Below are 24,918 nucleotides of genomic sequence, written 5' to 3' on the forward strand. Positions count from 1 at the left end.
CAGCTTGGACGGGTAAACGCAAGACGTGAAAGGTAAGACAGGCATGCGAGGATTCCTGGGTGGGGTAAGTATAGGGGCCGTGGTTGCCGTTGGAGGTGCTGCCATGTTGTCATTGTCGGCTCCGTTACCGAAAGTGGTTGATGTCACGGCTCAGACACCGTCTGAAACCAGTGAGCCAACAGATGAAACGGGCCTGCCGATTGAAACACCTGGCCCCGACGCTGATTTGGTCGAGATGGCTCCAATTGCACCCTCTGGCGAATCTGGTGCTGAGTTGAGTGGCTTGCAGGGGCTGGATACTGAACCTGGATCTCGGCCTGTGGTTGGCGCAGATGAAACTGCGCTGTCCGATCCCGACGAGCCGTCAGTAGGGGGCGGGTTGTCTCCGGAAGTTGCGACCCAGACGGATTCGCCGGTTGTTCCTGTCGACGCGCTGCCGGTGCCGTCGGTGCCGTCGCCAGAAGCCGAGATTGTGGTGTCCAGCGATCCTGCGCAGCCCGGGCAGCCTGGTGGCGAGCCGCAATTACCTGAATTAGATCCCGACACCACAGCCCCCGAGATTATCGCAAGTATCGCCGAGACGCTTGATGGGCCCGCCGCTGGGGACCGTGGCGCTGATATCGTGACCAACCCCGGAACGGAAGACGCGCCCGTTGCGCCTGAAAACCCGGAATCAGCCCCCGTGACGGTGCCAGCAGTGAGCGTCGATGTGCCAACTATGCTTGCGCCAGACACAGGTACAATGCCGGTTAGTCAACTGCCAACAGTGGTCGATTCTCCGGCCGAGCAATTCGTACCGGGCGAAAGCCGCGACGCGGGGGGCAATTCCGCCGAGGCTCAGGAAGACAGTCTGGATCAACCCGGAGAACAGATTGCGGCCCTGCCCACTACGACAAACGCGCGCGACGCATCCGGTGGCCCAACCATTGGAACTCCCGTTGTGCCGCTGACCGAGCGCAACAGTGAAGGGTCGGGAAACCCGTCATCGGAGTCGCAGGTGGTTTCGCCGTTTGAATCTTTTGCTGAACCGTTCACAAATCCCGAAGGTCGCCCCCTGATGGCGATCGTCCTTATTGATGATACCCAGTCTATTGGCGCCGAGGCGCTGGTCGGCTTCCCTTATCCGTTGAGTTTTGCAATTGATCCGCAGGACCCGAAGGCCACCGAAAAAATGGCGGCCCGTCGGGCGGCAGGTTTCGAGGTGCTGGTTTTGACAGATTTGCCGCGGGAAGCTGCGCCCCAGGATGCGGAAACTTCGCTGGCGGTTTGGTTTGATACACTGCCCGAATCCATTGGTGTGCTGGAGGGAACCGGTACTGGCTTTCAGGGCAATCGGCCATTGGCCGATCAGGTTTCGGCAGTGGTCGCGGCGTCGGGTCGGGGATTGCTGACGCAAAATCACGGTTTGAATACTGTCCAGAAACTGGCTTTACGGGATGGCGTGCCGGCTTCTGTGGTCTTTCGTGACTTTGACGGAGCCGGGCAAAACCCTAAGGCAATCCGACGGTTTCTGGATCAGGCCGCGTTTCGTGCTGGTCAAGAAGGTGCTGTGATTATGCTGGGACGGGTCCGACCTGACACGATCTCAGCTTTGCTGCTCTGGGGGTTGCAAGATCGCGCCTCACGGGTGGCATTGTCGCCGGCCTCTGCGGTATTGTCCTATCAGATCACCAACAACTAACACGACAATCAACGGCTGCGCGTCACTTTCGTCTTACGGCTGTTGTCCAACAAAATAGAGCAGAAATTTTATGATCGACTTGGTGGTTCTATGCACGGCCGCGTTTCTGGCAGGCGGGCTGAATGCGATTGCGGGCGGAGGCAGCTTTTTAACCTTTCCAGCATTGGTCTTTACCGGCGTTCCTGTGATCGCCGCAAATGCAACCAGCGCCGTTGCTGTTTTCCCAGGCTATGCCAGTGGAGCACTGGGGTTTCTCGGAGAGTTGCGATCCTTTGATCGCCGGATGCTGCTTCGCCTGGTGGGGCTGTCGGTGGTTGGTGGCGTGGCCGGGTCCCTGCTGTTGCTGGTGACACCTGCAAGTGTTTTCAACTGGGTCGTGCCCTGGCTGTTATTGTTTGCCACTATACTATTTTTGTTAGGGGGGCGCATCAATTCCTGGATTGTCTCGCGTGGTAAGGCAGAGAGCAACGGTTGGCTCACCACGCTTTTGGTTTCGATCTACGGTGGTTACTTCAATGGCGGGCTTGGCATTGTTCTGCTTGCGTTGTTTTCCGCCCAGGGAATGCGCGATCTGAACCTTATGAACGGGCTGAAGAATGTATTGTCCTTTGTTTTGTCCGCGGCCTCTGTACTGACTTTTGCCTTGGCAGGCGTTGTGTACTGGAAAGAGGCTATCGTCATGATGGTGGCAGCGACAGTCGGCGGCTACGTCGGTGCGCGGTTGGCGCGCCGCATGCCGGTGGCCATGGTGAAACTGATCGTGATTATTGTTGGTTTGGTCATGACCACAGTATTTTTCATGCGCAGCATTTAGTATCAGGTTGCCATTAAATCATAAAAGTTAAGCATAGGATCAGATATTACGCCGGGTTTCGACGTTGGGAGACCCTGGGGCTGAGACAGCAAAGCAGTTTAACTGGGGCTGGTCATTCAAAAACTCAGGCTGCAACGGTATGTTGCGTCATGGTTACTTAGGGTTACTAAAAAGACTTAAGTCTCAATCAAATAGCTTTGATGCTAAACGAAATGGCGCCTCAATAGTGAGACGCCATTCATCATGCTCATAGACCGAACTATGCCGATCCAAAATCCAAAGCCGGGGGTTAAGTGTTTCCATTCCCCGTAAAGCGGCCCGCGTCAGCGGCGGCGCGGCGGATGGCGTTAGATTTGTGTACGGTTTCCATGTATTCGGCGTCAGGGTCACTGTCGTAAACCACGCCGCCTCCAGCCTGGATATGCAGTTTTTTATCCTGAACCACTGCAGTGCGCAGCGCGATGCACATGTCCATGTCGCCACCAGCCGAGAAATAGCCAACACCGCCGCCATAGACGCCGCGTTTTTCGGGCTCCAATTCATCGATGATTTCCATCGCCCGAACTTTGGGTGCACCGGAAACAGTACCAGCTGGCATGCCCGCAAAGAAGGCGTCTAGCGCATCTTTGCCCTCAGCCATTTCACCCACGACATTGGACACAATATGCATCACGTGGCTGTAGCGTTCGACGATGAACTTCTCGGTCGGGCGCACGGTGCCGATCTTGGCGACCCGACCGGTGTCATTGCGACCCAGATCCAGCAGCATCAGATGTTCGGCCAGTTCTTTCTTATCCGCCAGCAAATCGGCCTCTAGGGCGCGGTCTTCTTCGGGAGTGGCGCCTCGGGGGCGGGTACCGGCAATGGGGCGAATGGTGATTTCGTCGCCAAACACCCGCACCAGAATTTCTGGACTGGCGCCGATCACCTGAAAGCCGCCGAAGTTGAAATAGAACATAAAGGGCGACGGATTTGTTCGACGCAGCGAGCGATACAATGCAAATGGCGGTTGCCGAAAGTCCTGTGTCCAGCGCTGTGATGGAACCACTTGAAAGATGTCGCCAGCCCGGATGTAGTCCTTGGCCTTGTCCACCGCTTGTTTATATTCGTCTCTGGTGAAATTGCTGACCGGCGGTGCAATTTCATCGGCCTCGCCCAGATCGCGGGTGTCGGCAGGCATGGCGCGTTCCAGATCCCGCACCGCGTCCATCACCCGTTCTGCGGCTTGGGCGTAGGCGGCACGGGCACTTTGCCCATCACTGGCCCAGCAGGGTGACACCACGGTTACTTCGCCTTTGACACCGTCCAACACAGCCACCACTGATGGGCGCATCATCAGCGCATCGGGCAGGCCCAGTGGGTCTGGGTTCACATTCGGCAGATGTTCAACCAAGCGCACCATGTCATAGCCCAGATAGCCGAACAGCCCGGCCGCGGCCTGCGGCAGATCCTCGGGGAGATCTATCTTGCTTTCGGCGATCAGGGCCCGAAGATTGTCCATTGGATCACCGGACTGATCGGTGAAATCTTCTGCATCAAACCGGGCCGACCGGTTCAACGCCGAAACCTCGCCATGGCAACGCCAGACCAAGTCCGGCTTCATCCCGATGATGGAATACCGACCGCGGATCTCGCCCCCCGTCACTGATTCCAGCATAAAGGCGTCTTTCTGGGCGCCTGTCAGCTTCAGCATCAGTGACACCGGAGTGTCGAGATCCGCGGCCAAGCGGGTATAGACAACCTGGTTTTCGCCAGCCTCATAGGCCTTGGCGAAGGTGTCAAAATCGGGGGTCAGAGCCATGATCTGGAGCCTTGGTTACTGAAGAAAGTTGGCCTGGACGGCGTTGATGGCTTGCTGGTCTACCGTGGGGCGGGCTCGGACCTGGGCGTCTAGCGTAAAGGCCTGAAACAACGCCTGAGACAGGGCCTGGTTGAGCTGTGATTGCAAAGCATCTGACAGCGCGGTCAGGTCGGTGCTTTCGCCAGCAGGCAGGATTTCCTCCAGGCGCAACACCACGGTTGAGCTTTCGTCGGATACAATACGCAGCTCTCCCGGTTCCATTTCGAACACCTGAATCATCATGTCTGCTGGGGTGTTGTCGATATAGGCAGTACGGGTCAGGCCGGTTTCTGGCGTCACCGTCAAGTTGCCGTCAAATTCACCGTTGGCTTGAGCACGGGCAAGAATGCCTTTGGCTTCGGTGGTGATAGCGTTCTGGCGCTGTTCGGCGTTCCACCCCTGCAAAGCCTTGGTCATGGCATCGGCCAGTGGCTCGGGGCGTGCGGGCAGGGTTGTATCCAGGCGGATGGCGAACAGGCTGCCGTCCTCGAGGAATTCGACGGCAGGAAAGTCTTCGTCAGTTACGGCGGCAGCGGCCACGCGGAAGCCGTTATAGGCAGCGACACTGTCGCTGCTTTCAGCTGTCCAGTTGATCTGGCCCAACTCCATGTCCGTTTCGCCAGCGATCTCTTCCAGGGTTGCACCACCTGCCAGAAGATCATCGATCTCTTCGGATTGTTGCTCGATCAGGCGACGGGCGCGGCCAATAGCCAGCTCATTGCGCAGCTCGGCCTCAACATCGGCCAACACGGTGACGCGCGCCTCTAGACGGCCATTGATCCGGAACAAAGCCGGGCCAAGCGTCGAGGGCAGGGGACCTATAACATCACCAACCTGTGCCGAAAACACGTCCTGCCCAGCGGCGCCCAACGCGCCGATAGTCATGTCGCCCATGTCAACGTCGGCCAGTGCCAGTCCACGGTCATCAACCAGAGCCTCAAACGTGGTTCCACCTGTTTCCAACTGGGCCTTAGCGCTTGCGGCAGAGGCTTCATCGGCAAAGACCAGACGCTCCACCAAGCGGCGTTCTGGCGCTTGATACTGATCAGCGCGATCCTGAAACAGGTCCTGCAGTGCTTGTTGATCGATTTCGACCTGATCAATCAGCATGTCAGGTGACATCAATACATAGGTGATTTCCTTGGTTTCGGGCAGAATGAACTGATCGGGGTTGGCATCGTAAAAGGCCTGTAACTCGGCATCTGTTGGTGCCAATGCGATCATTGCGGTTTCGTCGTTGCCCAGTTGAACCCAAGAGAAGCTGCGGCGTGCGCCGATAAAGCTGGTAATGGTATCGCGCATGGTTGTCGGCATTTCTGCTCCGACCATCATCGCCCCCTGCACCAACGTCCGGGCAGATTCACGGCGCAGATCATCTTCAAAGTCGCGCTCGTTCAGACCGGCATTGTTCAGAGCATACTCATAGGATTCACGGTCAAACTCACCGCTGATGCCTTGAAAGCTCGGAATTTCAACGATTTCCTTCAGCAAATTTTCGTCACCGATGGAAATTCCAAGTTGTTCAACTTCGTTGTCGATGGCTGCAACCAGAACCAATTGGTTCAGGACCTGGCGATCCATACCCAGTGCAGCGAGCTGCGCCATGGGGATCAGTTGCCCGGTCTGCGCCTGCAGGGCACGCTGTTCGCGTTGCAGTGCAAGATAATACTCCTGCATGGATATTTCCTGATTGCCAACCGAAGCAACGGGCGCGTTCGAACCCGTGAAGCTAACGGCGCCAAAGCCCACAAGGCCGAACATGATCAACCCCATCAGGATCCACACGAAGGTTTTTGAAAGATGTTTCATGCCTACGGCCATGATGCCCTCTTATTTGTCGGTGCCGCTGCATAATGCGCCCTTGAACCAGGTGCCGCAGTGGGGTGTAAAATTTTCTGATGCCCTGAATACGCTGCCACCCGGTAAGGAGCAAGCAGTGTTGCGGCGCCATAAGGAATAATCAAACCCGGCCCTAGGGTTGAAACGAGGCCAAGCGGTGGAACAGCTCGTCAATGCCGGCGCGGTCTACATTGGCAAAGGCAATGCGAAACTGCCGTGCACCCGCCGGATCATCGCTGGGCATGAACATAGAACCGGGCAGCATTAGGATCGACGCGTCGGTTACCAGTTTACGTGCAATATCTGCCGAGTCTTGCGTAAACGGGTGCTCGACATAGGCAAAATAGGCGCCGCAGCCAAGTAGTTTCCAGCCTCGTTCGGCAAGAATTGCAAAGCCTTCGTGAATGGCTGCGCGGCGATCCAGGATCTCATCTCGTTCGCCTGCCACCCAATCTGACAGGTTCTCAATGCCCCAAAGCGCGCCAATCTGACCCAGTTGGTTGGGGCAAATTGTAACCGTATCGATGAATTTCCCCATCTCAATTAACTGGGCTGGTGAGGTGGCGATGGCGCCAACGCGGTGGCCTGTCAACCGGTAGGCCTTGGAGAACGAATAAAGGTGGATCAGCGTTTGATCCCAATCGGGCAGTTGCAGCAACTGATGCGGCGGACCGGACCGGCTGTCGAAATCGCGATAGGTCTCGTCCAGGATCAGGGCCAACCCGTTGGATTTTGCCAGATCATAAAACGCGCGCAATAGGTCAGCGGGGTATTCGGTGCCGCAGGGGTTATTAGGCGAGACCAGCGCAATGGCGCGGGTGCGCGCGCTGATCAGGGCTGCTGCCTTATCAATGTCGGGTCGCATGTCAGGATCCACCATCAGGGGAACAGCGCTGACACCGGACATATCCAGCCACATTTTGTGGTTGAAATACCAAGGAGCCGGAATGATGACCTCGTCCCCGTCCTCACAAAGAGAGGCTATGGTGGCGGCAAAGGCCTGATTGCACCCCGACGTAATGCCGATCTGGTCGCCCGACACCTCGGCGTCGTAATGCGCTGAAATCTGGGCGGCCAGCCCGGTTCGCAGATCATTGCGGCCTAAGACTGCTCCATAAAGATGGGCACTGTTGTCGTTCAGTGCCGACTCTGCCATTGCTTGACGAAGGCCCTCGGGTGGGGGATCTATTGGCGCTGCCTGACTGACGTTTAACAGGGGACGGTCCGACGGGAAGGTCATGCCGTCAAGCCAGCTATACGCCTCGACAATAGGAGAAACGAAGGTTGAACGGGTGCGGGACATCGACATTTTCGGGTTCCTGTTGCTCGGCTTAAGTGGATCTTCGGATAATCTGTGATGAACCAAAGCAACTGAAGTAAAGTCGGCAGAAATTCAGCTAATGACTGGCAGAGGCAGGAACTGGTTGCAAGAAGAATGGGCGATAAATCAGCGACGCAGACTGAAAACCAAAAAGCGCGCTCCGATGGGGAGCGCGCTTGTGTTGTATTTCAAATGGGGTCTGAAATCAGTCGGTGCCGCGATAGGGTTCGACGTATTGCAGGGCCATATCCCAAGGGAAGAAGATCCAGGTGTCCTGGCTGACTTCGGTTATAAAGGTCTCGACCTGCGAGCGACCCTTGGGTTTGGCGTAGACCGTGGCAAAATGCGCTTTTGGGAACAGGCTGCGCACCAATTCCAAGGTGCGGCCACTGTCCACCAGATCATCAATGATCAAAATGCCCTCTCCATCTCTCATCATGTCAGCGTTCGGAGCTTTCAATACCTCGGCTTCGCCCTGATCCTGATGGTGATACGACTGCACCGAGATGGTATCGACGGTGCGGATATCCAGCTCACGCGCGACAATCATCGCGGGCGCCATGCCGCCACGGGTGATGGCAACAATCGCGCGCCAGCCTCCGTCTTTTGGGCCTTGCCCATCCAGACGCCAGGCCAGGGCCCGGCTGTCCCGGTGGATTTGATCCCAGGAAATGTGAAAGCCTTTTTCATGTGGCAGACGATCGGTCATAATGGGGCTCTCCGCTGAGTGCGTCAGGTTGCTGCGATCTTGATCCCCAGCAAGGCTAGCAGCCCGCCAAAGGTTCGATCAATCAGATGTTTCATGTTGATATAGACGAGACGGGTTTTTTCCAAAGAAAAAAGCCGTGCGACAAGGGCGTTCCACAGGGTTTCGCCTAGGAAAATACAGATCAGCAGGGCCGCCATTACTGTCCCAGAGGTCCCGGTGGGAACCGTGCCGACAAAAACCGCGCCAAAGAACACGGCTGGTTTTGGGTTGGCAAACTGGGTCACCAGTCCCAGCCGAAATGCACCAAATGGCGTCCGTGGCGTGGCCGGTAGGGCAACTTCGGCGATGGGGGTATCTGCGTCGCGCCACATTTTATAAGCCATCCAGATCAGCAGAGTTGCGCCGCCGATCTTCAGGACGGTTAAAAGGATTGGCGCATAGTCAAACAGCAGCGCCAATCCAAACAGTGCCGCGCCCGCCCAAGTCACCGCGCCCGCACCGATTCCGATGGCCAGCGCAACTCCGCTGCGCCAGCCTTCGGTCAATCCGATGCGCGCCGCCATCACCACGGCAGGGCCGGGGCTGATGGCCGCCATCAGGCAGAGCAAAACTGCGGCAATAAAGGCGGCGAGGCTCATTCTTTGGACATATCCGGTGCATCCACGGCCTTCATGCCAACCACATGATAGCCTGCATCGACGTGCAGGTTTTCACCGGTCACGCCCGAGCTGAGGTCAGATAGCAGGTACAGGGCCGATTTGCCGACGTCATCAATGGTCACATTGCGGCGAAGGGGCGAGTTATACTCGTTCCACTTCATGATATAGCGGAAGTCACCGATGCCCGAAGCCGCCAGTGTTTTGATAGGGCCAGCTGAAATGGCGTTGACGCGAATACCGTCTTTGCCCAGATCTTCGGCCAGATACTTGACTGATGCCTCCAGTGCGGCCTTGGCAACACCCATGACATTGTAGTGCGGCATCACCTGCTCGGCACCGTAATATGTCATGGTCAGAAATGATCCGCCCTCAGTCATCATTTTCTCAGCGCGCTTTACAACGGCCGTGAAGGAATAGACCGAGATGTCCATGGTCATCTGGAAGTTGGAGCGGCTGGTGTCGACATAGCGCCCGCGCAGCTCGCCCTTGTCGGAGAAGCCAATGGCATGAACCACAAAATCCAGCTTGCCCCACTTTTCTTCCAATGCGTTAAACAGTGCGTCGATTGACGACTCGTCAGAAACGTCACAGGGCAGGACAGTATCGCTGCCCAATTGTTCAGCCAGTGGCCCGACCCGTTTTTTGAGCGCTTCGCCCTGATAGGAAAAGGCCAATTCAGCGCCCGCATCGGCGCAGGCCTGAGCAATGCCCCAGGCGATTGATTTGTTGTTGGCCAGGCCCATGATAAGGCCGCGCTTTCCGGCCATCAGTTGATTAGACATGCAGGTTCTCCGCCCGTGTTCGCGTGATTTGGGGATGTTTAGGTTATTGGGCGGTTTGCTTCAAGGGTTGGCGTCTTGTAGGTCGCGATCAAGCTGCCTAGGGTGCCAATAACAACGTGTGAGGGATCAATGTCAGACCGCAGTGGAATTTTTACAGGGGATGATCCATTTGAGATTGCCCGGACTTGGTTGGCCGAGGCCGAAACGGCAGAGCCCAATGATGCCAACGCAATTGCGCTGTCAACCGTCGATGCCGATGGGATGCCAAATGCACGTATGGTGCTGTTAAAAGAAATCGAAGCGGCGGCCTTTGTGTTTTATACCAATTACGAAAGCGCCAAGGCGAACGAGTTGGATCAAGCGGGAAAAGCCGCCTTTGTGATGCACTGGAAGTCGCTCCGTCGCCAGATTCGAGTGCGAGGGGACATCACGCGTGAAGATGGCCCGCAGGCCGATACCTATTATCAGTCTCGCTCTTTGCAAAGTCGGCTGGGCGCCTGGGCCTCGCATCAGTCACAGCCACTGTCCAGCCGGGCGGCGCTGATGGCCGAGGTCGCAAAAATCACAGCAACTAAAGGAACGTCCCCCATACGGCCTCCTTTTTGGGGCGGGTATCGGTTGATCCCAACGGAAATAGAATTTTGGGCGGATGGAAAATTCCGGCTACATGACCGATTTGTTTGGCGGCGAGCTGACGCCACGTTACCTTGGGCAGTTACCCGAATTAGCCCGTGAGTCTTGTGTGGCAAGAAAAACAAAGGGGAGGGAAAACGAATCTTTTAGACTTGAAACAGGTGTAGAGTCTGGCGCATTAACTATTCCAACAGCAATAAAAACAAGAACACGCGGTGGGCTCTAAAGTGGCAGAAGATTTAAGTAGCATGCATCAAGTGCAAGGCCAGGTTAAATGGTTCGACCCAGCTAAAGGATATGGCTTTGTGGTCTCTGAGTCTGGCGGCCCGGATATCTTGTTACATGTAAATGTGTTACGGAACTTTGGCCAAAGTTCTGTTGCAGATGGCGCTGACATTGTAATTCTCACTCATAACACGGATCGCGGTGTTCAGGCTGTCGAAGTGGTTTCGATTGTTGCGCCCGAGCGTGATGATACACCGGTGCTTGCTGATTTCGCTGATCTTGATCTTGATGCCATACGGTCCGAGCCGCTGGAAGCGGCGCGGGTCAAGTGGTTTGATAAGGGCAAGGGTTTTGGCTTTGCCAACGTGTTTGGTAGCAACGACGATGTTTTTTTACACGTCGAAGTCCTACGTCAGTCGGGACTGGCAGACTTGCAGCCCGGCGAAGCCTTGGCGATGCGGGTCATTGATGGCAACCGTGGTCGTATGGCGGTCGAGGTTCTGGCCTGGGAAAATGCTGTAGAGTCTGAAACGTGAGCAAATCTGCATGATCAATTACGTTGCAGCACTGACCTTGGGTATTGCTGCAACTGTTTCTGGTGCGGCGCAGGCCGGGTGCCAGCCAGATCGCGTCGATTTACGGGGCGATTGGGGGCAGGCGTCCTTTACAATTGAAATTGCGGATACCCAAGAGGAACGGGCCCAGGGATTGATGTTCCGAGAGACCATGCCGCGTGGCGCGGGCATGTTATTTGTTTATGAATACCCGCAGCGCGCGAGCTTCTGGATGAAGAATACACTGTTGCCTCTGGATATTATTTTCACGGATGTGAACGGCGTCGTTACACGGGTGCACTCTGATGCAATCCCCGGCGATTTAAGCCCAATTCCCGGCGGTGACCAAGTCTTTGCTGTGCTTGAAATTAACGCTGGATTGGCGGCCCGATATGGCATTTCTGTCGGCACTGAAATGCGCCAAAGTGTTTTTTCAAAAGGACTGCCTAAATGGCCATGTTAGGGGTTTTCGAATCCTTTGGGCGCAGCTAGAGAAGGCGCACGGTCCGGGGCGTGGCGCAGTCTGGTAGCGCACCTGTTTTGGGTACAGGGGGTCGCGAGTTCGAATCTCTCCGTCCCGACCAATTTTCTCTTGTTCAGTGATGCCCTGGTCATTGGGCGTTCACTGGACAGGGTAAAAATTAAATCCCCCGATATTCGCCGATTCTTAAAAGCAGCGTAAAAACTGAGTTATTGCCTCTGCCGTAATAATTCAGGATGTTGGAAATTGCGGTATTGAGGCCACATGTACACCGAAAACTACCCGTTGAACCTGTATTTGGTATTAATCATTAATTAACCAATTTGGATATTAGAACTGCGATAAAGGCAGTGGATTTTTGCAGGGACTCAGCTACAGCGGTGTAGTTTTTGCAGGACCGTTCACTCAGCTCTCATGAGGGACAGTCAACAACTCGTTACTTTGTTGAGATAAATCTCTTTGGGGTTCTACTGGCTATCCTCAAAAATTTAGCGCGATCTCCTGTGGATGAATCACTTGCGGTTTTATGGGCCAGAACTTTAAAAGTAGGTCAACAAAAAAGAGTGCATTTTGGGCTAACTTTAGCGTTGACCAAATATGCAAATATACGCCAAATTGTAGCCATCAGATGGAGTGCCACTAGATCTAGCGTGATCTTCCTGTGGGGCAACATCGACAAAATAGCAATTGAAACCTCCGTATTGAGGGCCTGTTTTGGTCAAGGCGCACGCTTGTCCGTGTGTTGCCCACGGTTGGTTTTTGCGTATCTAAAAGTGGGTCGTGCGCGGGCAACGCACCAAAAAAACTTGAAGGCAAAGGCAGCAGAATGAAGATTGAAAGAAAGTTCACCACCGCCGGGCGGGATGCCTATGCAGATCTGAATTTCATCTCTGCAACGTCGGAAATCCGAAATCCGGACGGAACAATCGTGTTTCGTCTCGATAACGTAAAAGTACCATCAAGCTGGAGCCAAGTCGCCAGCGATGTGATTGCTCAAAAGTATTTCCGCAAAGCCGGCGTGCCATCTCGTGTTAAAAAGATACGTGAGAAGAACGTGCCAGAATTCCTGTGGCGGTCGGTTCCCGACGGCGATGATGTTGAGTTCGGCGGCGAGACTTCCTCAAAGCAGGTGTTTGACCGGTTGGCGGGGGCTTGGGCTTATTGGGGCTGGAAAGGTGGCTATTTCACCACCGAGGAAGACGCACAGGCCTATTATGACGAGATGCGTTTCATGTTGGCCAGCCAGCGCGCGGCGCCCAATAGTCCGCAGTGGTTCAATACCGGGTTACATTGGGCTTATGGTATCGATGGTCCGGCGCAGGGTCACCATTATGTGGATCACAAGACTGGTAAACTGACCAAGTCCAACAGTTCCTACGAGCATCCCCAGCCACACGCCTGCTTCATTCAAGGCGTGCAGGACGATCTGGTCAACGAGGGTGGCATTATGGATCTTTGGGTGCGCGAAGCGCGCCTGTTCAAATATGGCTCCGGAACGGGCACCAATTTTAGCCACTTACGGGGTGCGGGTGAGGCCCTGTCCGGAGGTGGCAAGTCTTCGGGTCTGATGGGTTTCCTGAAAATCGGAGACCGGGCAGCCGGTGCGATCAAATCGGGCGGCACCACGCGCCGCGCCGCTAAGATGGTTATCGTCGACGCAGACCACCCCGATATTGAGCAATTCATCGAGTGGAAGGTGCTCGAAGAGCAAAAGGTTGCCTCTATTGTTGCCGGGTCCAAAATGCATGAGAAGATGCTGAACAGTATCTTTGAGGCGATCCGGTCCTGGGATGGCGCCGAGGCAGATGCCTATGACGCGGCCAGCAACACAACGTTGAAGACGGCAATCCGCGAAGCCAAGAAGATGATGATTCCTGAAACCTATATCAAACGGGTTTTGGATTACGCCAAACAGGGCCACACCAGCATAGAATTCCCGACCTATGACACCGACTGGGATTCCGAGGCCTATAACTCGGTTTCAGGGCAGAACTCGAACAATTCGATCCGGGTCACCAATGCTTTTCTGACCGCCGTTGAAAAGAACGCTGATTGGCAGTTGATCAACCGCACCGATGGCAAGGTTTCAAAAACCATCAAGGCGCGCGATCTGTGGGACCGGGTTGGCCACGCCGCCTGGGCCTGTGCGGATCCGGGCATTCAGTATCACGACACGGTTAACGACTGGCACACCTGTCCGGCCGACGGTGAGATTCGCGGATCGAACCCCTGTTCCGAATACATGTTCCTGGACAATACCGCCTGTAATCTGGCGTCGATCAACCTGCTGACCTTCCTTAAGGATGGCACGTTCCAGGCCGAGGACTATATGCACGCCTGCCGTCTGTGGACGATGACGCTGGAAGTGTCGGTGATGATGGCGCAGTTCCCGTCCAAGGAAATCGCGCAACTGTCCTATGATTTCCGTACGTTAGGCCTGGGCTATGCCAATATTGGCGGCTTGCTGATGAACATGGGTCACGGCTATGACAGTGACGAAGGCCGCTCCCTCTGTGGTGCGCTGACGGCGCTAATGACCGGTGTTGCCTACACCACTTCAGCTGAAATGGCTGGAGAACTGGGTCCGTTTGACGGCTATGGCCGGAACGCTGAAAATATGCTGCGGGTGATCCGCAATCACCGCAACGCCGCCTATAGCAAGACGGATGGTTACCAGGGGTTATCAGTCAATCCGGTGCCTCTGGACCTGCACAATTGCCCTGACGCACGGCTGACGGATCTGGCCAAAAGCGCCTGGGACGAGGCGCTGACGCTGGGTGAAAAACACGGCTACCGCAATGCCCAGACCACAGTGATTGCCCCAACCGGGACCATCGGTCTGGTGATGGACTGCGACACCACCGGAATTGAGCCTGACTTTGCATTGGTCAAATTCAAGAAACTGGCTGGTGGCGGTTATTTCAAAATTATCAACCGATCGGTGCCGTCGGCATTGGAAGGTCTGGGGTATTCCTCGTCTCAAATCGAAGAGATCACCGGCTATGCAGTGGGCCACGGCACTATCGGCAATGCGCCAGCTATCAACCATACTTCGCTGGCGGGGCATGGGTTTGGCCCGAATGAGCTGTCCAAGATTGATGCCGCTTTGGAAAGCGCCTTTGACATCCGCTTTGTCTTCAATCAGTGGACCCTGGGCGAAGATTTCTGCACCGGTGTTCTGGGAATCCCCACGCCCAAGCTGAACGATCCGACCTTTGATTTACTGCGCCATCTTGGTTTTACCAAGGCCGACATCGAGGCTGCCAATGACCATGTCTGTGGCACCATGACGCTGGAAGGTGCACCGCATCTGAAGCAAGCGCATTATCACATCTTTGATTGCGCCAATGCTTGCGGCAAGAAAGGCAAACGTTTCCTGCCGGTAGATAGCCACATCACCATGATGGCTGCGGCGCAGTCGTTTATCTCGGGGGCTATCTCCAAGACAATCAATATGCCGAACGATGCCACTATCGAGGATTGCCTGAACGCATATGAGCTAAGCTGGAGCCTGGGCATTAAAGCCAACGCGCTTTACCGCGACGGATCAAAGCTAAGCCAGCCGCTTGCAGCGGCACTGGTTGAAGATGATGACGACGCGGCCGAAGTGCTGGAAACCGGCAACGTCCATGAAAAGGCCGCTGTTCTGGCTGAAAAAATCGTGGAAAAAGTCATCGTCAAAGAGATCATCAAATCGCACCGCGAGAAGATGCCACATCGCCGCAAGGGTTATACTCAAAAGGCGGTTGTTGGTGGCCATAAAGTCTATCTGCGGACCGGCGAGTATGAGGGCGGCACCCTGGGTGAGATCTTCATCGACATGCACAAAGAAGGCGCTGGCTTTCGGGCGATGATGAACAATTTTGCCATTGCGGTCTCGGTTGGCCTGCAATACGGCGTTCCGCTCGAAGAATTCGTTGATGCATTTACCTTTACCAAGTTTGAACCCGCCGGCATGGTTCAGGGCAACGACAGCATTAAGAATGCAACGTCAATTCTGGACTATGTGTTCCGGGAGTTGGCAGTCAGCTATCTGGACCGCACCGATCTGGCGCATGTTAAACCTGAGGGCGCGACATTTGATGATATCGGACGTGGCGAGGAAGAAGGCGTATCAAACGTTTCTGAAATCAGTGAAACCGCCGCCAGTAGATCGCTGGAGGTGCTCAAGCAGATTTCTTCAACCGGCTATCTGCGCAAGCGGATGCCGCAGGATCTTGTGGTTCTTCAGGGCGGGCAAAACGACGTTACAGGTTTAACGGACGGTGCCGATCCGGTGTCATCTTTGCAAACTTTGGTGCCTGAAACAAACTCAGCTGCTGCGGCACCTAGCTTGGGCAATCCCGGTATGACAGCGCGCACCAAGGCAAAAATGCAAGGCTATGAGGGCGAGGCCTGTAACGAGTGCGGCAATTACACATTGGTGCGCAACGGCACCTGCATGAAGTGTAACACTTGCGGCGGCACATCCGGCTGCAGCTGATCACCGCGCGTCCCAGTCAATGGGGCGCGTCACTACAATATGCCATAATGGGCATTTAAGGTTCGAACGGCATTTGGGTTCGGGTCATGAAAAACACAGGACGGGCAATACATTGCCCACCTGACCAAGACACGGGGCGGGTGCGCTTGCCCCAGACGCTATTCAGGCAGCAGGCAATAACAAAACGGGCGGTAAATTATAGCGCTTGGATAGCGAAACTTGGGGGGTCTTGTACCCCCCTTTTTTTCGACCTGTTGGATTGCTCAGTCGCGCTTCCATTCTTCCCAAACAAAAGTGTAGCACCAGACTTGGCTATGGCTTTTGGACAAGCCAGCAATGATAGTTTCGCGGGCCAGCTGCAGTTGAGGTTCGAACAAGTGGAACTGAACCTGGAGACGGGCAATACAAGGCATTAAGCCTGCCTCAATCAGCGCGGGTAACAAAGTATATTCGCCGCCTTCGATGTTAATCTTTGCAAGCGCCACATCTTTCAAACCATGTTCTTCAAAAAAGCTTGAAACAGGGACCACCGGGGCCTGAAAACTACGGCTATGTTCGGCAACTGCAGAGGATGCATCCCCTGCATCGGATAGTTGCAGTGTCCCGTTCTCGGCACCAAGTGCACATTCGTGGACTTGGACGCGGTTATCCGATTTATATTTGTCTCTCAAGTTTTCGGCGAAAACAGGGTGAGGTTCAAAGACATGGATGGTGCAATCGGGTTGCTGGCTTAGAACAATATCACTCCATTCACCTCGAAATCCGCCGATATCCAAAACCACGGCACCAGCTGGCAGGTCTTCGTAGTGACTTAGCCTGGCCTGGCCATTCTCAGCTCTGAACTTTTGGAAAGCATCAAAAAACACTCCTTTCCAAGGGTTGCGTCTGCGGTCGAGCCAACGTTTCAGGGATGCCATGATCAGAAACAGCCTTTTACTGCCAAAAGATGCGGTCTACAGGCCAGACGGACCTGTGGCAAGGACCATTGGAATTCTTGAAAAAACGTGAGCGGTTTCTTTCGGCGATGAATTCTCCTGTTTGGTTGGTAGGGGGAACGTTCATGTGTGTATTTGATTGCGATTGACCGCAGTTAAGAACAGGCTTGGCGAAGGCGTGATCTCGTGTTAATCACGGCGTATGAAACAGACCTGCACCATTATCATCTGCTGCATTCCCTGCTGACCAAACCAGCGGGCCGGTATCTGTCGTTTCTATCCATCTGACATTCTGCTAAGCCCGCGCCGCGCGCAAGGTACATCCCTGTACCAACCTTAGGAGCTGTCATGACACCTGACATCGTGATCAAACTGCACAATACCAAGACCCGCCGCAAAGAGGTCTTTACTCCGATCGATCCGGACAACGTGCGGATGTATGTCTGTGGTCCGACAGTTTATGACCGCGCCCATCTGGGCAATGCGCGCCCTGTGGTGGTGTTTGATGTGCTGAACCGCTTGCTCCGTTTGACCTATGGATCAGAGCGGGTGACCTATGCGCGTAATTTCACCGATGTAGACGACAAGATCAACAAACGGGCTGCCGACAGTGGCCGAGATATTGAGGTGATCACCGATGAAACCATTCAGTGGTTTCTCGATGATATGGGTGCTTTGGGGGCCCTTGAACCTGACCATATGCCCCGCGCGACGCAATACATACCGCAGATGGTGTCAATGACAGAGGCCCTGATCGACAAGGGCCATGCCTATGCCGCCGAAGGGCATGTGCTGTTTGCTGTCGACAGCTGGAAAGAGGGTTATGGCAAGCTGTCCGGACGCTCAGTTGATGACATGATTGCCGGTGCCCGGGTTGAGGTGGCGCCGTATAAGCGCAATCCGATGGATTTTGTTCTGTGGAAACCGTCAGACGACACGCAACCGGGATGGGACAGCCCCTGGGGACGGGGGCGTCCGGGTTGGCATATCGAATGTTCCGCGATGTCGTTTGAGCTGCTGGGGGATACGTTCGACATCCACGGCGGCGGCAATGACCTGATGTTCCCACACCATGAAAATGAAATTGCGCAAAGCTGCTGCGCAAATGGCGACGATAGTTTTGCAAAAGTGTGGCTACACAATGAGATGCTGCAGGTTGAGGGCAAGAAGATGTCCAAGAGCCTGGGAAATTTCTTTACCGTCAGAGACTTACTGGAACAGGGCGTGCCGGGTGAGGTGATCAGATTTGTGTTTTTGTCGACACATTATCGAAAACCGATGGATTGGACTGACAAAAAAGCAAAGGAAGCCGAGGCGACGCTGCGCAAGTGGCGGGCGTTGACAGCGGGCATCGAACCCGCAGCCAACGCTGCTGCCGCGGTTGTCGATGCTCTGTCGGATGATATCAATACCGCTGGAGCGATTGCCGAGCTACGAAAAATGGAAAGAATGATCTCAAGGCAAGGGGATGTGAAGAATAGTCCGGTCGATCTACATGCTGGTCTTTTAAGCAACTTCCTCGCTTCTGCGCGCTTGTTGGGGTTGCTGACTGAGGGTCTTGGCGATTGGGATTGGAAGAAAACTATGATTTCAGTCGACTCGTTGAATCCTGCGGTGGGGAAGGTTGGTCAAGTTGAAATCACGACATCTCGCTTTGAGTACCTAATTCACCAGCTCTTGGAGATGAGAAAAACAGCTCGCACAGAAAAGAAGTGGGAAGTGGCAGATGCAATTCGTGGTGGCTTTAAAGAAGCAGGGGTAAGGGTAGTTGATACAACTGAAGGCCCGACTTTTTCAATCGAAAAGGATGAATTGGATTCACTTCCCTACTTTCACAGGGTGCGTTTAGCGTCAGAAGGGCGAAACAACGACGAACTTACCCTAGCTTTGAAAGAAGCTGAACTTGCAGGCGTGCATTTTTCAGATCCATCTAACCTCGATCTATCTCCGGCTTGGCGCTCAAAGCCCAAAACTGAATTTGTTGAGAGAAAGTTAGAGGAACTCAAGGCCAAGTTGGAGGCTATCGCATGACCAAACAACGCCTCTACCTCTACGACACCACCCTGCGCGATGGGCAGCAGACCCAGGGTGTACAGTTCTCGACGCCGGAAAAAATCCAGATCGCCGAGGCGCTGGATACATTGGGACTGGACTATATCGAGGGTGGCTGGCCTGGGGCCAATCCTACCGATAGTGCGTTTTTTGATGAGGCGCCTAAAACCAAGGCGCGCCTGACTGCTTTTGGTATGACCAAACGGGCCGGGCGCTCAGCCGGGAATGACGAGGTGCTGGCGGCGGTGATGAATGCCGGAACGCAGTCTGTTTGTCTGGTGGGCAAGGCGCATGACTACCACGTGACCGCCGCGCTCGGGATCACGCTGGAGGAAAATCTGGAAAACATCCGGGCCTCGATCGCGCATATCGTAGCGCAGGGGCGGGAGGCACTGTATGATGCGGAGCACTTCTTTGACGGCTACAAGGACAACCCCGATTATGCGCTTGCCGCCTGCCGGGCGGCACTGGATGCAGGGGCGCGTTGGGTGGTTTTGTGCGACACCAATGGCGGCGCCTTGCCCAGCGAAGTTGGGCGTATTGTCGGCGAAGTGATTGCGGCGGGCCTGCCCGGAGATCAACTGGGCATCCATACTCATAACGATACAGAAAATGCTGTGGCCTGTTCGCTTGCGGCGATCGATGCAGGTGCGCGCCAGTTGCAGGGTACATTGAACGGGCTGGGCGAACGCTGTGGCAATGCCAATCTGACCACCTTGATCCCGACACTGCTGTTGAAAGAGCCCTACGCCATTTTGTTTGACATCGGGGTCAGCCAAGAGGCGCTTGCCGGTCTGACGCAGGTCAGCCGGATGCTGGACGATATTCTAAACCGGGTGCCGATGCGACAGGCGCCGTATGTGGGGGCCTCGGCCTTTGCGCATAAGGCCGGGCTGCATGCCAGTGCGATCCTAAAGGATCCTAGCACCTATGAACATATTGAGCCCCAGCAGGTGGGCAACGCCCGCATCATTCCAATGTCAAACCAAGCCGGCCAAAGTAATCTGCGCCGACGGCTGACCGAGGCGGGGCTGAGCGTCGATAAAGGCGATCCGGCGTTGAGTCGAATTCTGGAGCAGATCAAAATTCGCGAGGACGAGGGGTATTCCTATGATACTGCACAGGGTAGTTTTGAGCTGCTGGCACGGGAAGAATTGGGGCAACTGCCTGACTTTTTTGAGGTTAAGCGGTACAAAGTCACAGTTGAACGGCGCAAGAACAAGTACAACAAGATGGTCAGCCTGTCCGAGGCGGTGGTTGTTGTCAAAGTTGACGGCGAAAAGCGGCTTTCGGTGAGTGAATCCGTGGACGAAACCGGCGGCGACCGAGGACCGGTCAACGCGCTGACAAAGGCCCTGATCAAGGACCTGGGCCGGTATTCGCAAGTGCTGGCTGACATGCATCTGGTCGACTTTAAGGTACGCATCACCCAGGGCGGTACTGAAGCGGTCACTCGGGTGATTATCGACAGTGAAGACGCCACTGGCCGACGCTGGTCAACGGTGGGTGTTAGTCCGAACATAATAGATGCCTCGTTTGAGGCGCTGTTGGATGCGATCCGATGGAAGCTGATCCATGATGACAAAGAAAAGTGATGGCCCTCTATTATTTCGCAAGTAGTGACCGGGATTAAGGAATACATGGATGGGTTTTGATGGCGACCTGCAGTCTTGTGCTGAGCTGGTGCAAAAAGGTGATGTGGATCGGTTTCAGGCGGTGATGGCTGCGCCGGTCGCGGCGCGCGAAGTGTTGTTTACACTGTATGCATTCAACGTAGAGCTGTCGCGCGCACCCTGGGCCAGCAGTGAAAACATAATTGCCGAGATGCGGTTGCAGTGGTGGCGGGATCTGGGGGCCGAGATCGCCGCTGGTAAACCGGTGCGCCGACATTTTGTGGCAACCCCGCTGGCGCGACTTTTGCGACCAGAACTGGCGACCGTGATTGATGCCATGGCTGAGGCGCGGCGCTGGGATATCTACCGGGACCCCTTTTCGGATGAGGCAGAGTTTGACTCCCATATTGATGCGACATCGGGCGGATTGATGTGGATGGCTGCCGCCTCATTGGGCGCAGCAGACGAGCGTGTGGTGCGCGATTTTGCCTATGGTGTGGGAGTCGCCAATTGGTTGCAGGCTATTCCCGAACTGGAGGCCCATAAACGGATTCCTCTGCTGGATGGAACACGGGAGGGCGTAACAGGTTTGGCCCGTAAGGCTTTGGATAGAATGTTAAATGCTCGCTCCAACGGTGGGCGGATTTCAACCGATGCCGGCGTTGCATTGTTGGCAGGATGGCAGGCTGAGGCGATTTTACGCCAGGCCATCCGCGAGCCTGAGAGGGTGGCTCAGGGCGCCTTGGGTCAAAGCGAGTTTCGCCGACGTGCGGGGTTGATTTGGCGGTCTGCCTTGGGGCGTTGGTAGATCGATCATAATAAAGGGTAACGCCAAATCCGGCGGTATCCTGCCATGTTGTATCAAGCTGTTTTTGGGCGCAGGGTGAGCCACAGCAAGGCACCACCGGCAAGCACCAGAAATGGGGCCATGGCCATGTTGACGGCGTTCCAGCCCTCGATAGGATTGCCGCCCGAACAGTTCATCAAACCGCCAGACGACAGCGAGGCGAAGGTTACGCCACCAAACACCAACAGATCGTTGAGGCCCTGCATGCGGCCACGTTCATGCGGTTCATGGGCTCCGGCCAGCATGGTGGTGGCGCCGATGAAACCAAAGTTCCAGCCGAGTCCCAGCAGGATGAGGGCGACAAAGAAGTTCTCCAATTCGACCCCCTGCAACGCCACGGCTCCGGCTCCGGCCAGGATGGCGAGGCCAGCGCCCACGACCTTTTCAACACCAAAGCGCACGATCAAATGGCCAGTGAAGAAAGACGGGATATACATGGCCAACACGTGCAGAGTGACAACGTCTGAGGCATTGTTCTGGGTGAAACCACAGCCCACAACGGCCAATGGTGTGGACGTCATAACAAGGTTCATCAGCGCGTAAGAGACCATCGCACAGATCACGGCCACAGCGATACGGGGAGTTTTTAGAAGCTCCCAACGCGTGCGACCACGTGGCGTGTTTTCATTAGGAGCAGCGGGCTTGGGAATGTCGAGAAACAGGAACAGCAGTGCGCCGACGATGTTTATGGCAATCACCGCCATATACGCTCCCAGAAAAGGGATCACAAAAGCATCGCTAGTTGATTGAACAAGTTGTCGACCAATAAGAGCAGATAGCAATCCACCCGCCATGACATAGGAAATTGCTTTGGGGCGGAAATTTTCACTGGCGGTGTCTGCGGCGGCAAAGCGATAGAAGCCCTGGGCGCTCATGTAGATGCCGGTTAGGAAACTACCGGCCAAAAAGATGGGGAAAGATCCGAGATACAGACCATAGGCTCCGACGAGAGCACCTGTCGCGCCGCCCATGGCACCAACCATAAAGCCAAACCTGCGGCCCCATTTTTGCATAATGGCCGAAATGGGCGTGGCAGACAGCATGGAACCCAGCACGATCAGCGATATAGGCAAGGTCGCAAAGCAGGCATTGGAGGCCAGCGATTGCCCGGCCAGACCGCCGATCGTAAAGATGATTGGCATTTGCGAGCCAAGAAAGGCCTGCGCCATCACCAGAATGGCAACATTTCGTTTGGCGACACCGTCGTCGTGAGTGGTCATACTAATAGTCATTTGGAATGCGTAGCTGCGAACATTGCCGGTTACAAGCGGCTTGCGGCGCCGGATAGTGCGGGTAATCTGCACAAGTTGGAGTTACAGGAGAGTGACGTGACGTCAGATCAGCATGTTGGAAGAATTATTACAGATGATTCCTGCGTAGCGGAAGGGGCCGCCTGGTTAGCTGCCCACGAGCCGCGATTTTCAGCTGCGCTTCAATTAACCGGACCATTGCCGCTGCGTCGCAAGCCGGATGGGTTTGGCGAATTGTTGTCTGCGATTGTCAGTCAACAGGTCAGTGTGGCTTCAGCGCGCGCAATCTGGGGGCGCATGAAGGATGCTCAGATGACGGATCCGACCATTGTGCAAGCTGCCAGTGATGATGACCTGCGCGCCATTGGTTTGAGCCGACAAAAGGTCAAATATGCTCGCGCCTTGGCTGGTTCACCGATTGATTTCAATGCCTTGAGGAGCGCTTCGAATAGCGAGGTCATCAAGACCCTTGTGCAGGTTCAGGGCATCGGGGCCTGGACTGCGGAAATATATGCTATGTTCTCTCTTGGCCGCGCGGATGTCTTTGCACCGGGTGACCTGGCCCTGCAAGAGGCGGTGCGCATTCTGTTTGAATTGCCCGACAGACCCAAGGAACGCGAGCTGCGCAAAATGGCCGAGAATTGGTCCCCATGGAGGTCGGTTGCAGCGCGTCTGTTGTTTTCCTATTACCATGTAGCAAAATCCAGGGAAGGGATCTGATGACTCGTGTATTAACCGCAGAACGCAAAGAACCGCTATCGGGGACAACCCGATCTGTTGTGGTGTTCTTGCATGGCTATGGGGCCAATGGGGCTGACCTACTTGGGCTTGCAGACCCGCTGAGCGAGCATTTGCCGGACACTCTGTTTGTGGCGCCTGATGCGCCGGAACGCTGTGCGGGATCGCCGATGGGCTATCAGTGGTTTCCGATCCCTTGGATTGATGGATCATCCGAAGAAGAATCCGAACGCGGCATGCAGTCGGCCATTGCGGATCTGAACGCCTTTCTTGACGCATTGATGGTGGACGAGGACGTTCTGCCCGAGCAGGTGGTGTTGTTTGGCTTCAGCCAGGGCTCGATGATGAGCCTGCATGTTGCGCCACGTCGCGAAGATGCAGTTGCCGGTGTCGTGGCCTTTTCGGGACGTCTGCTATCTCCCGAGACACTTAAGGACGAGGTGGTCAGCAAGATGTCGATCCTGCTGGTGCATGGCGACGAAGACGACGTGGTGCCGCCGCAATCCTTGCCCGCCGCCGCTGAAGCCCTGCAAGAGGCCGGGTTTCAGGATGTCTTTGCCCATATCCAAAAGGGAACCGGACACGGAATTGCCCAGGACGGGCTAAGCGTTGCCTTGGCGTTCATGCGTGACAAACTGGGGCTGTAGCCTGAACTCAAGAGATATGAACCGTCAGGGGAGACCCTGGCGGATTAGATGATCAATGTGAGACCATTGATAATGTTTGGCGGGATGACCGGCTATCTACGCCGCCCCCGGGAAGGGCCGGAAGATGCCGGTGCGGGGGCGTCTTGCCATGTGCCCGGCTGCAGCCCGTCCAGGGTCCAATCGCCAATACGCCAGCGGATTAGGCGCAGCGTCGGGTGACCCACAGCGGCTGTCATGCGCCGTACCTGACGATTGCGACCTTCGCGGATCGTCAACTCGATCCAGGTGTCAGGAATGTTTTTGCGGACACGAATGGGCGGCACCCGGGGCCAAAGTTCCGGAGGCTCAGACATAATGCGTGCCTTTGCCGGTCTCGTGAGCCCATCCTTAAGCGTAACCCCCTGTGCCAAAGCTGTCACCGCTGCTGTATCGGGTCTGCCTTCGACCTGAACCCAATAGGTCTTGGCCATTTTATGTTTCGGGTCTGATACCCGCGCCTGCAACCCGCCATCGTCTGTCAGCAGCATCAAGCCTTCGCTGTCGCGGTCCAATCGACCTGCTGGGTAGACGCCGGGCAGGTCGATGAAATCGCTGAGAGTGCGACGTGGGGTGCCCTCGGTGCCGCGATCAGTGAATTGCGGAAGAACATCAAAGGGTTTGTTGAAGCGGATCAATTGGGTCATGCCCGCCCATAAAAGGCGCGTGCGCTCAAAGCAAGGGCTGTATCACGGGGATGTTGTTATGGGTCAGACAATTGTGCTCGAGATATAGTGGAAACAGAGGGCTTGTCAGGTTTGAACCACGATATATAGTTA

General features: G+C 55.3%; 19 protein-coding genes, 1 tRNA gene and 1 pseudogene. 12 read left to right on the plus strand and 9 right to left on the minus strand.

The annotated features are described in order from the left end of the window. Positions 1 to 43: 43 nt before the first annotated feature. Entirely contained in the window at positions 44 to 1,681 is a 1,638-nt protein-coding gene (locus EBB79_RS09755) for a divergent polysaccharide deacetylase family protein (RefSeq protein ID WP_127748711.1), read from the plus strand. A gap of 70 nt (positions 1,682 to 1,751) precedes the next feature. Further along, positions 1,752 to 2,495 (plus strand): sulfite exporter TauE/SafE family protein, encoded by a 744-nt coding sequence (locus tag EBB79_RS09760; protein WP_127748712.1) that lies wholly within the window; start codon positions 1,752 to 1,754, stop codon positions 2,493 to 2,495. A 289-nt stretch (positions 2,496 to 2,784) separates the two neighbouring features. On the opposite strand, the gene trpE is transcribed toward EBB79_RS09760, so the two are convergent. From trpE to fabI, 6 genes are all read right to left on the minus strand, one after another. Then, on the minus strand, positions 2,785 to 4,296 hold the full coding sequence (trpE, locus tag EBB79_RS09765; RefSeq protein WP_127748713.1) for an anthranilate synthase component I: 1,512 nt from the start codon (positions 4,294 to 4,296) through the stop codon (positions 2,785 to 2,787). 15 nt (positions 4,297 to 4,311) lie between these two features. Continuing rightward, positions 4,312 to 6,156 (minus strand): peptidylprolyl isomerase, encoded by a 1,845-nt coding sequence (locus EBB79_RS09770; protein WP_127748714.1) that lies wholly within the window; start codon positions 6,154 to 6,156, stop codon positions 4,312 to 4,314. A 151-nt stretch (positions 6,157 to 6,307) separates the two neighbouring features. Continuing rightward, positions 6,308 to 7,483 (minus strand): aminotransferase, encoded by a 1,176-nt coding sequence (locus EBB79_RS09775; protein ID WP_127748715.1) that lies wholly within the window; start codon positions 7,481 to 7,483, stop codon positions 6,308 to 6,310. A 217-nt stretch (positions 7,484 to 7,700) separates the two neighbouring features. Continuing rightward, complete coding sequence (gene gpt / locus EBB79_RS09780; protein WP_127748716.1) at positions 7,701 to 8,204, minus strand: xanthine phosphoribosyltransferase; 504 nt, start codon at positions 8,202 to 8,204, stop codon at positions 7,701 to 7,703. A 23-nt stretch (positions 8,205 to 8,227) separates the two neighbouring features. Next, positions 8,228 to 8,842, minus strand: coding sequence for a LysE family translocator (locus EBB79_RS09785; RefSeq protein ID WP_127748717.1), 615 nt, complete (start codon positions 8,840 to 8,842; stop codon positions 8,228 to 8,230). After that, the gene (gene fabI / locus EBB79_RS09790; protein ID WP_127748718.1) at positions 8,839 to 9,645 is read right to left on the minus strand and encodes an enoyl-ACP reductase FabI; all 807 of its coding nucleotides are present in this window, start codon (positions 9,643 to 9,645) and stop codon (positions 8,839 to 8,841) included. Before fabI ends, EBB79_RS09785 begins: the two co-directional genes overlap by 4 nt. A gap of 129 nt (positions 9,646 to 9,774) precedes the next feature. Between fabI and pdxH the strand changes: the two genes are divergently transcribed. The 5 genes from pdxH (at position 9,775) to EBB79_RS09815 (ending at position 16,021) form a co-directional block, all read left to right on the plus strand. Further along, a complete protein-coding gene (pdxH, locus tag EBB79_RS09795) occupies positions 9,775 to 10,380 on the plus strand; it encodes a pyridoxamine 5'-phosphate oxidase (protein WP_127748719.1) in 606 nt (201 codons plus the stop codon). Between the two features lie 125 nt (positions 10,381 to 10,505). Further along, positions 10,506 to 11,039, plus strand: a complete 534-nt coding sequence (locus EBB79_RS09800) for a cold-shock protein (RefSeq protein ID WP_127748720.1) — start codon at positions 10,506 to 10,508, stop codon at positions 11,037 to 11,039. A gap of 10 nt (positions 11,040 to 11,049) precedes the next feature. Beyond that, the gene (locus EBB79_RS09805; protein ID WP_127748721.1) at positions 11,050 to 11,520 is read left to right on the plus strand and encodes a DUF192 domain-containing protein; all 471 of its coding nucleotides are present in this window, start codon (positions 11,050 to 11,052) and stop codon (positions 11,518 to 11,520) included. Between the two features lie 44 nt (positions 11,521 to 11,564). After that, positions 11,565 to 11,641 (plus strand) — tRNA-Pro (locus EBB79_RS09810). Between the two features lie 723 nt (positions 11,642 to 12,364). Continuing rightward, a complete protein-coding gene (locus tag EBB79_RS09815) occupies positions 12,365 to 16,021 on the plus strand; it encodes a vitamin B12-dependent ribonucleotide reductase (protein ID WP_127748722.1) in 3,657 nt (1,218 codons plus the stop codon). Between the two features lie 263 nt (positions 16,022 to 16,284). Here EBB79_RS09815 and EBB79_RS09820 read toward each other — a convergent pair whose 3' ends face one another. Then, positions 16,285 to 16,938 (minus strand): FkbM family methyltransferase, encoded by a 654-nt coding sequence (locus EBB79_RS09820; RefSeq protein ID WP_127748723.1) that lies wholly within the window; start codon positions 16,936 to 16,938, stop codon positions 16,285 to 16,287. A gap of 366 nt (positions 16,939 to 17,304) precedes the next feature. On the opposite strand from EBB79_RS09820, the pseudogene cysS reads away from it, so the two are divergent. From cysS to EBB79_RS09835, 3 genes and pseudogenes are all read left to right on the plus strand, one after another. Further along, a pseudogene (gene cysS, locus EBB79_RS09825) lies at positions 17,305 to 18,723 on the plus strand (cysteine--tRNA ligase); the annotation flags it as partial. Positions 18,724 to 18,983: 260 nt separating this feature from the next. After that, a complete protein-coding gene (gene cimA, locus EBB79_RS09830; RefSeq protein ID WP_127748724.1) occupies positions 18,984 to 20,603 on the plus strand; it encodes a citramalate synthase in 1,620 nt (539 codons plus the stop codon). A gap of 49 nt (positions 20,604 to 20,652) precedes the next feature. After that, on the plus strand, positions 20,653 to 21,429 hold the full coding sequence (locus tag EBB79_RS09835) for a squalene/phytoene synthase family protein (RefSeq protein WP_127748725.1): 777 nt from the start codon (positions 20,653 to 20,655) through the stop codon (positions 21,427 to 21,429). 53 nt (positions 21,430 to 21,482) lie between these two features. Here EBB79_RS09835 and EBB79_RS09840 read toward each other — a convergent pair whose 3' ends face one another. After that, positions 21,483 to 22,700, minus strand: a complete 1,218-nt coding sequence (locus tag EBB79_RS09840; RefSeq protein WP_127748726.1) for an MFS transporter — start codon at positions 22,698 to 22,700, stop codon at positions 21,483 to 21,485. A 96-nt stretch (positions 22,701 to 22,796) separates the two neighbouring features. Between EBB79_RS09840 and EBB79_RS09845 the strand changes: the two genes are divergently transcribed. Together EBB79_RS09845 and EBB79_RS09850 are read left to right on the plus strand one after the other, a co-directional pair. Further along, a complete protein-coding gene (locus EBB79_RS09845; protein WP_127748727.1) occupies positions 22,797 to 23,438 on the plus strand; it encodes a DNA-3-methyladenine glycosylase family protein in 642 nt (213 codons plus the stop codon). Beyond that, positions 23,438 to 24,103, plus strand: a complete 666-nt coding sequence (locus tag EBB79_RS09850; protein ID WP_127748728.1) for an alpha/beta hydrolase — start codon at positions 23,438 to 23,440, stop codon at positions 24,101 to 24,103. Before EBB79_RS09845 ends, EBB79_RS09850 begins: the two co-directional genes overlap by 1 nt. Positions 24,104 to 24,195: 92 nt before the next feature. On the opposite strand, the gene EBB79_RS09855 is transcribed toward EBB79_RS09850, so the two are convergent. Beyond that, positions 24,196 to 24,786, minus strand: a complete 591-nt coding sequence (locus tag EBB79_RS09855) for a pseudouridine synthase (protein WP_127748729.1) — start codon at positions 24,784 to 24,786, stop codon at positions 24,196 to 24,198. Between the last annotated feature and the right edge of the window lie 132 nt (positions 24,787 to 24,918).

Source organism: Parasedimentitalea marina, assembly GCF_004006175.1.
In the GTDB taxonomy this organism is placed as follows: domain Bacteria; phylum Pseudomonadota; class Alphaproteobacteria; order Rhodobacterales; family Rhodobacteraceae; genus Parasedimentitalea; species Parasedimentitalea marina.

Excerpts from the sequence above, each read along its gene's own strand:
- gpt (WP_127748716.1), bottom strand. The coding sequence starts at position 8,204 with ATGACCGATCGTCTGCCACATGAAAAAGGCTTTCACATTTCCTGGGAT.
- EBB79_RS09815 (WP_127748722.1), top strand. The coding sequence starts at position 12,365 with ATGAAGATTGAAAGAAAGTTCACCACCGCCGGGCGGGATGCCTATGCA.
- EBB79_RS09855 (WP_127748729.1), bottom strand. The coding sequence starts at position 24,786 with ATGACCCAATTGATCCGCTTCAACAAACCCTTTGATGTTCTTCCGCAA.
- pdxH (WP_127748719.1), top strand. The coding sequence starts at position 9,775 with ATGTCAGACCGCAGTGGAATTTTTACAGGGGATGATCCATTTGAGATT.
- EBB79_RS09850 (WP_127748728.1), top strand. The coding sequence starts at position 23,438 with ATGACTCGTGTATTAACCGCAGAACGCAAAGAACCGCTATCGGGGACA.
- EBB79_RS09775 (WP_127748715.1), bottom strand. The coding sequence starts at position 7,483 with ATGTCGATGTCCCGCACCCGTTCAACCTTCGTTTCTCCTATTGTCGAG.
- EBB79_RS09820 (WP_127748723.1), bottom strand. The coding sequence starts at position 16,938 with ATGGCATCCCTGAAACGTTGGCTCGACCGCAGACGCAACCCTTGGAAA.
- trpE (WP_127748713.1), bottom strand. The coding sequence starts at position 4,296 with ATGGCTCTGACCCCCGATTTTGACACCTTCGCCAAGGCCTATGAGGCT.
- fabI (WP_127748718.1), bottom strand. The coding sequence starts at position 9,645 with ATGTCTAATCAACTGATGGCCGGAAAGCGCGGCCTTATCATGGGCCTG.
- EBB79_RS09805 (WP_127748721.1), top strand. The coding sequence starts at position 11,050 with ATGATCAATTACGTTGCAGCACTGACCTTGGGTATTGCTGCAACTGTT.
- EBB79_RS09770 (WP_127748714.1), bottom strand. The coding sequence starts at position 6,156 with ATGGCCGTAGGCATGAAACATCTTTCAAAAACCTTCGTGTGGATCCTG.
- EBB79_RS09835 (WP_127748725.1), top strand. The coding sequence starts at position 20,653 with ATGGGTTTTGATGGCGACCTGCAGTCTTGTGCTGAGCTGGTGCAAAAA.
- EBB79_RS09840 (WP_127748726.1), bottom strand. The coding sequence starts at position 22,700 with ATGACTATTAGTATGACCACTCACGACGACGGTGTCGCCAAACGAAAT.
- EBB79_RS09760 (WP_127748712.1), top strand. The coding sequence starts at position 1,752 with ATGATCGACTTGGTGGTTCTATGCACGGCCGCGTTTCTGGCAGGCGGG.
- cimA (WP_127748724.1), top strand. The coding sequence starts at position 18,984 with ATGACCAAACAACGCCTCTACCTCTACGACACCACCCTGCGCGATGGG.
- EBB79_RS09785 (WP_127748717.1), bottom strand. The coding sequence starts at position 8,842 with ATGAGCCTCGCCGCCTTTATTGCCGCAGTTTTGCTCTGCCTGATGGCG.
- EBB79_RS09755 (WP_127748711.1), top strand. The coding sequence starts at position 44 with ATGCGAGGATTCCTGGGTGGGGTAAGTATAGGGGCCGTGGTTGCCGTT.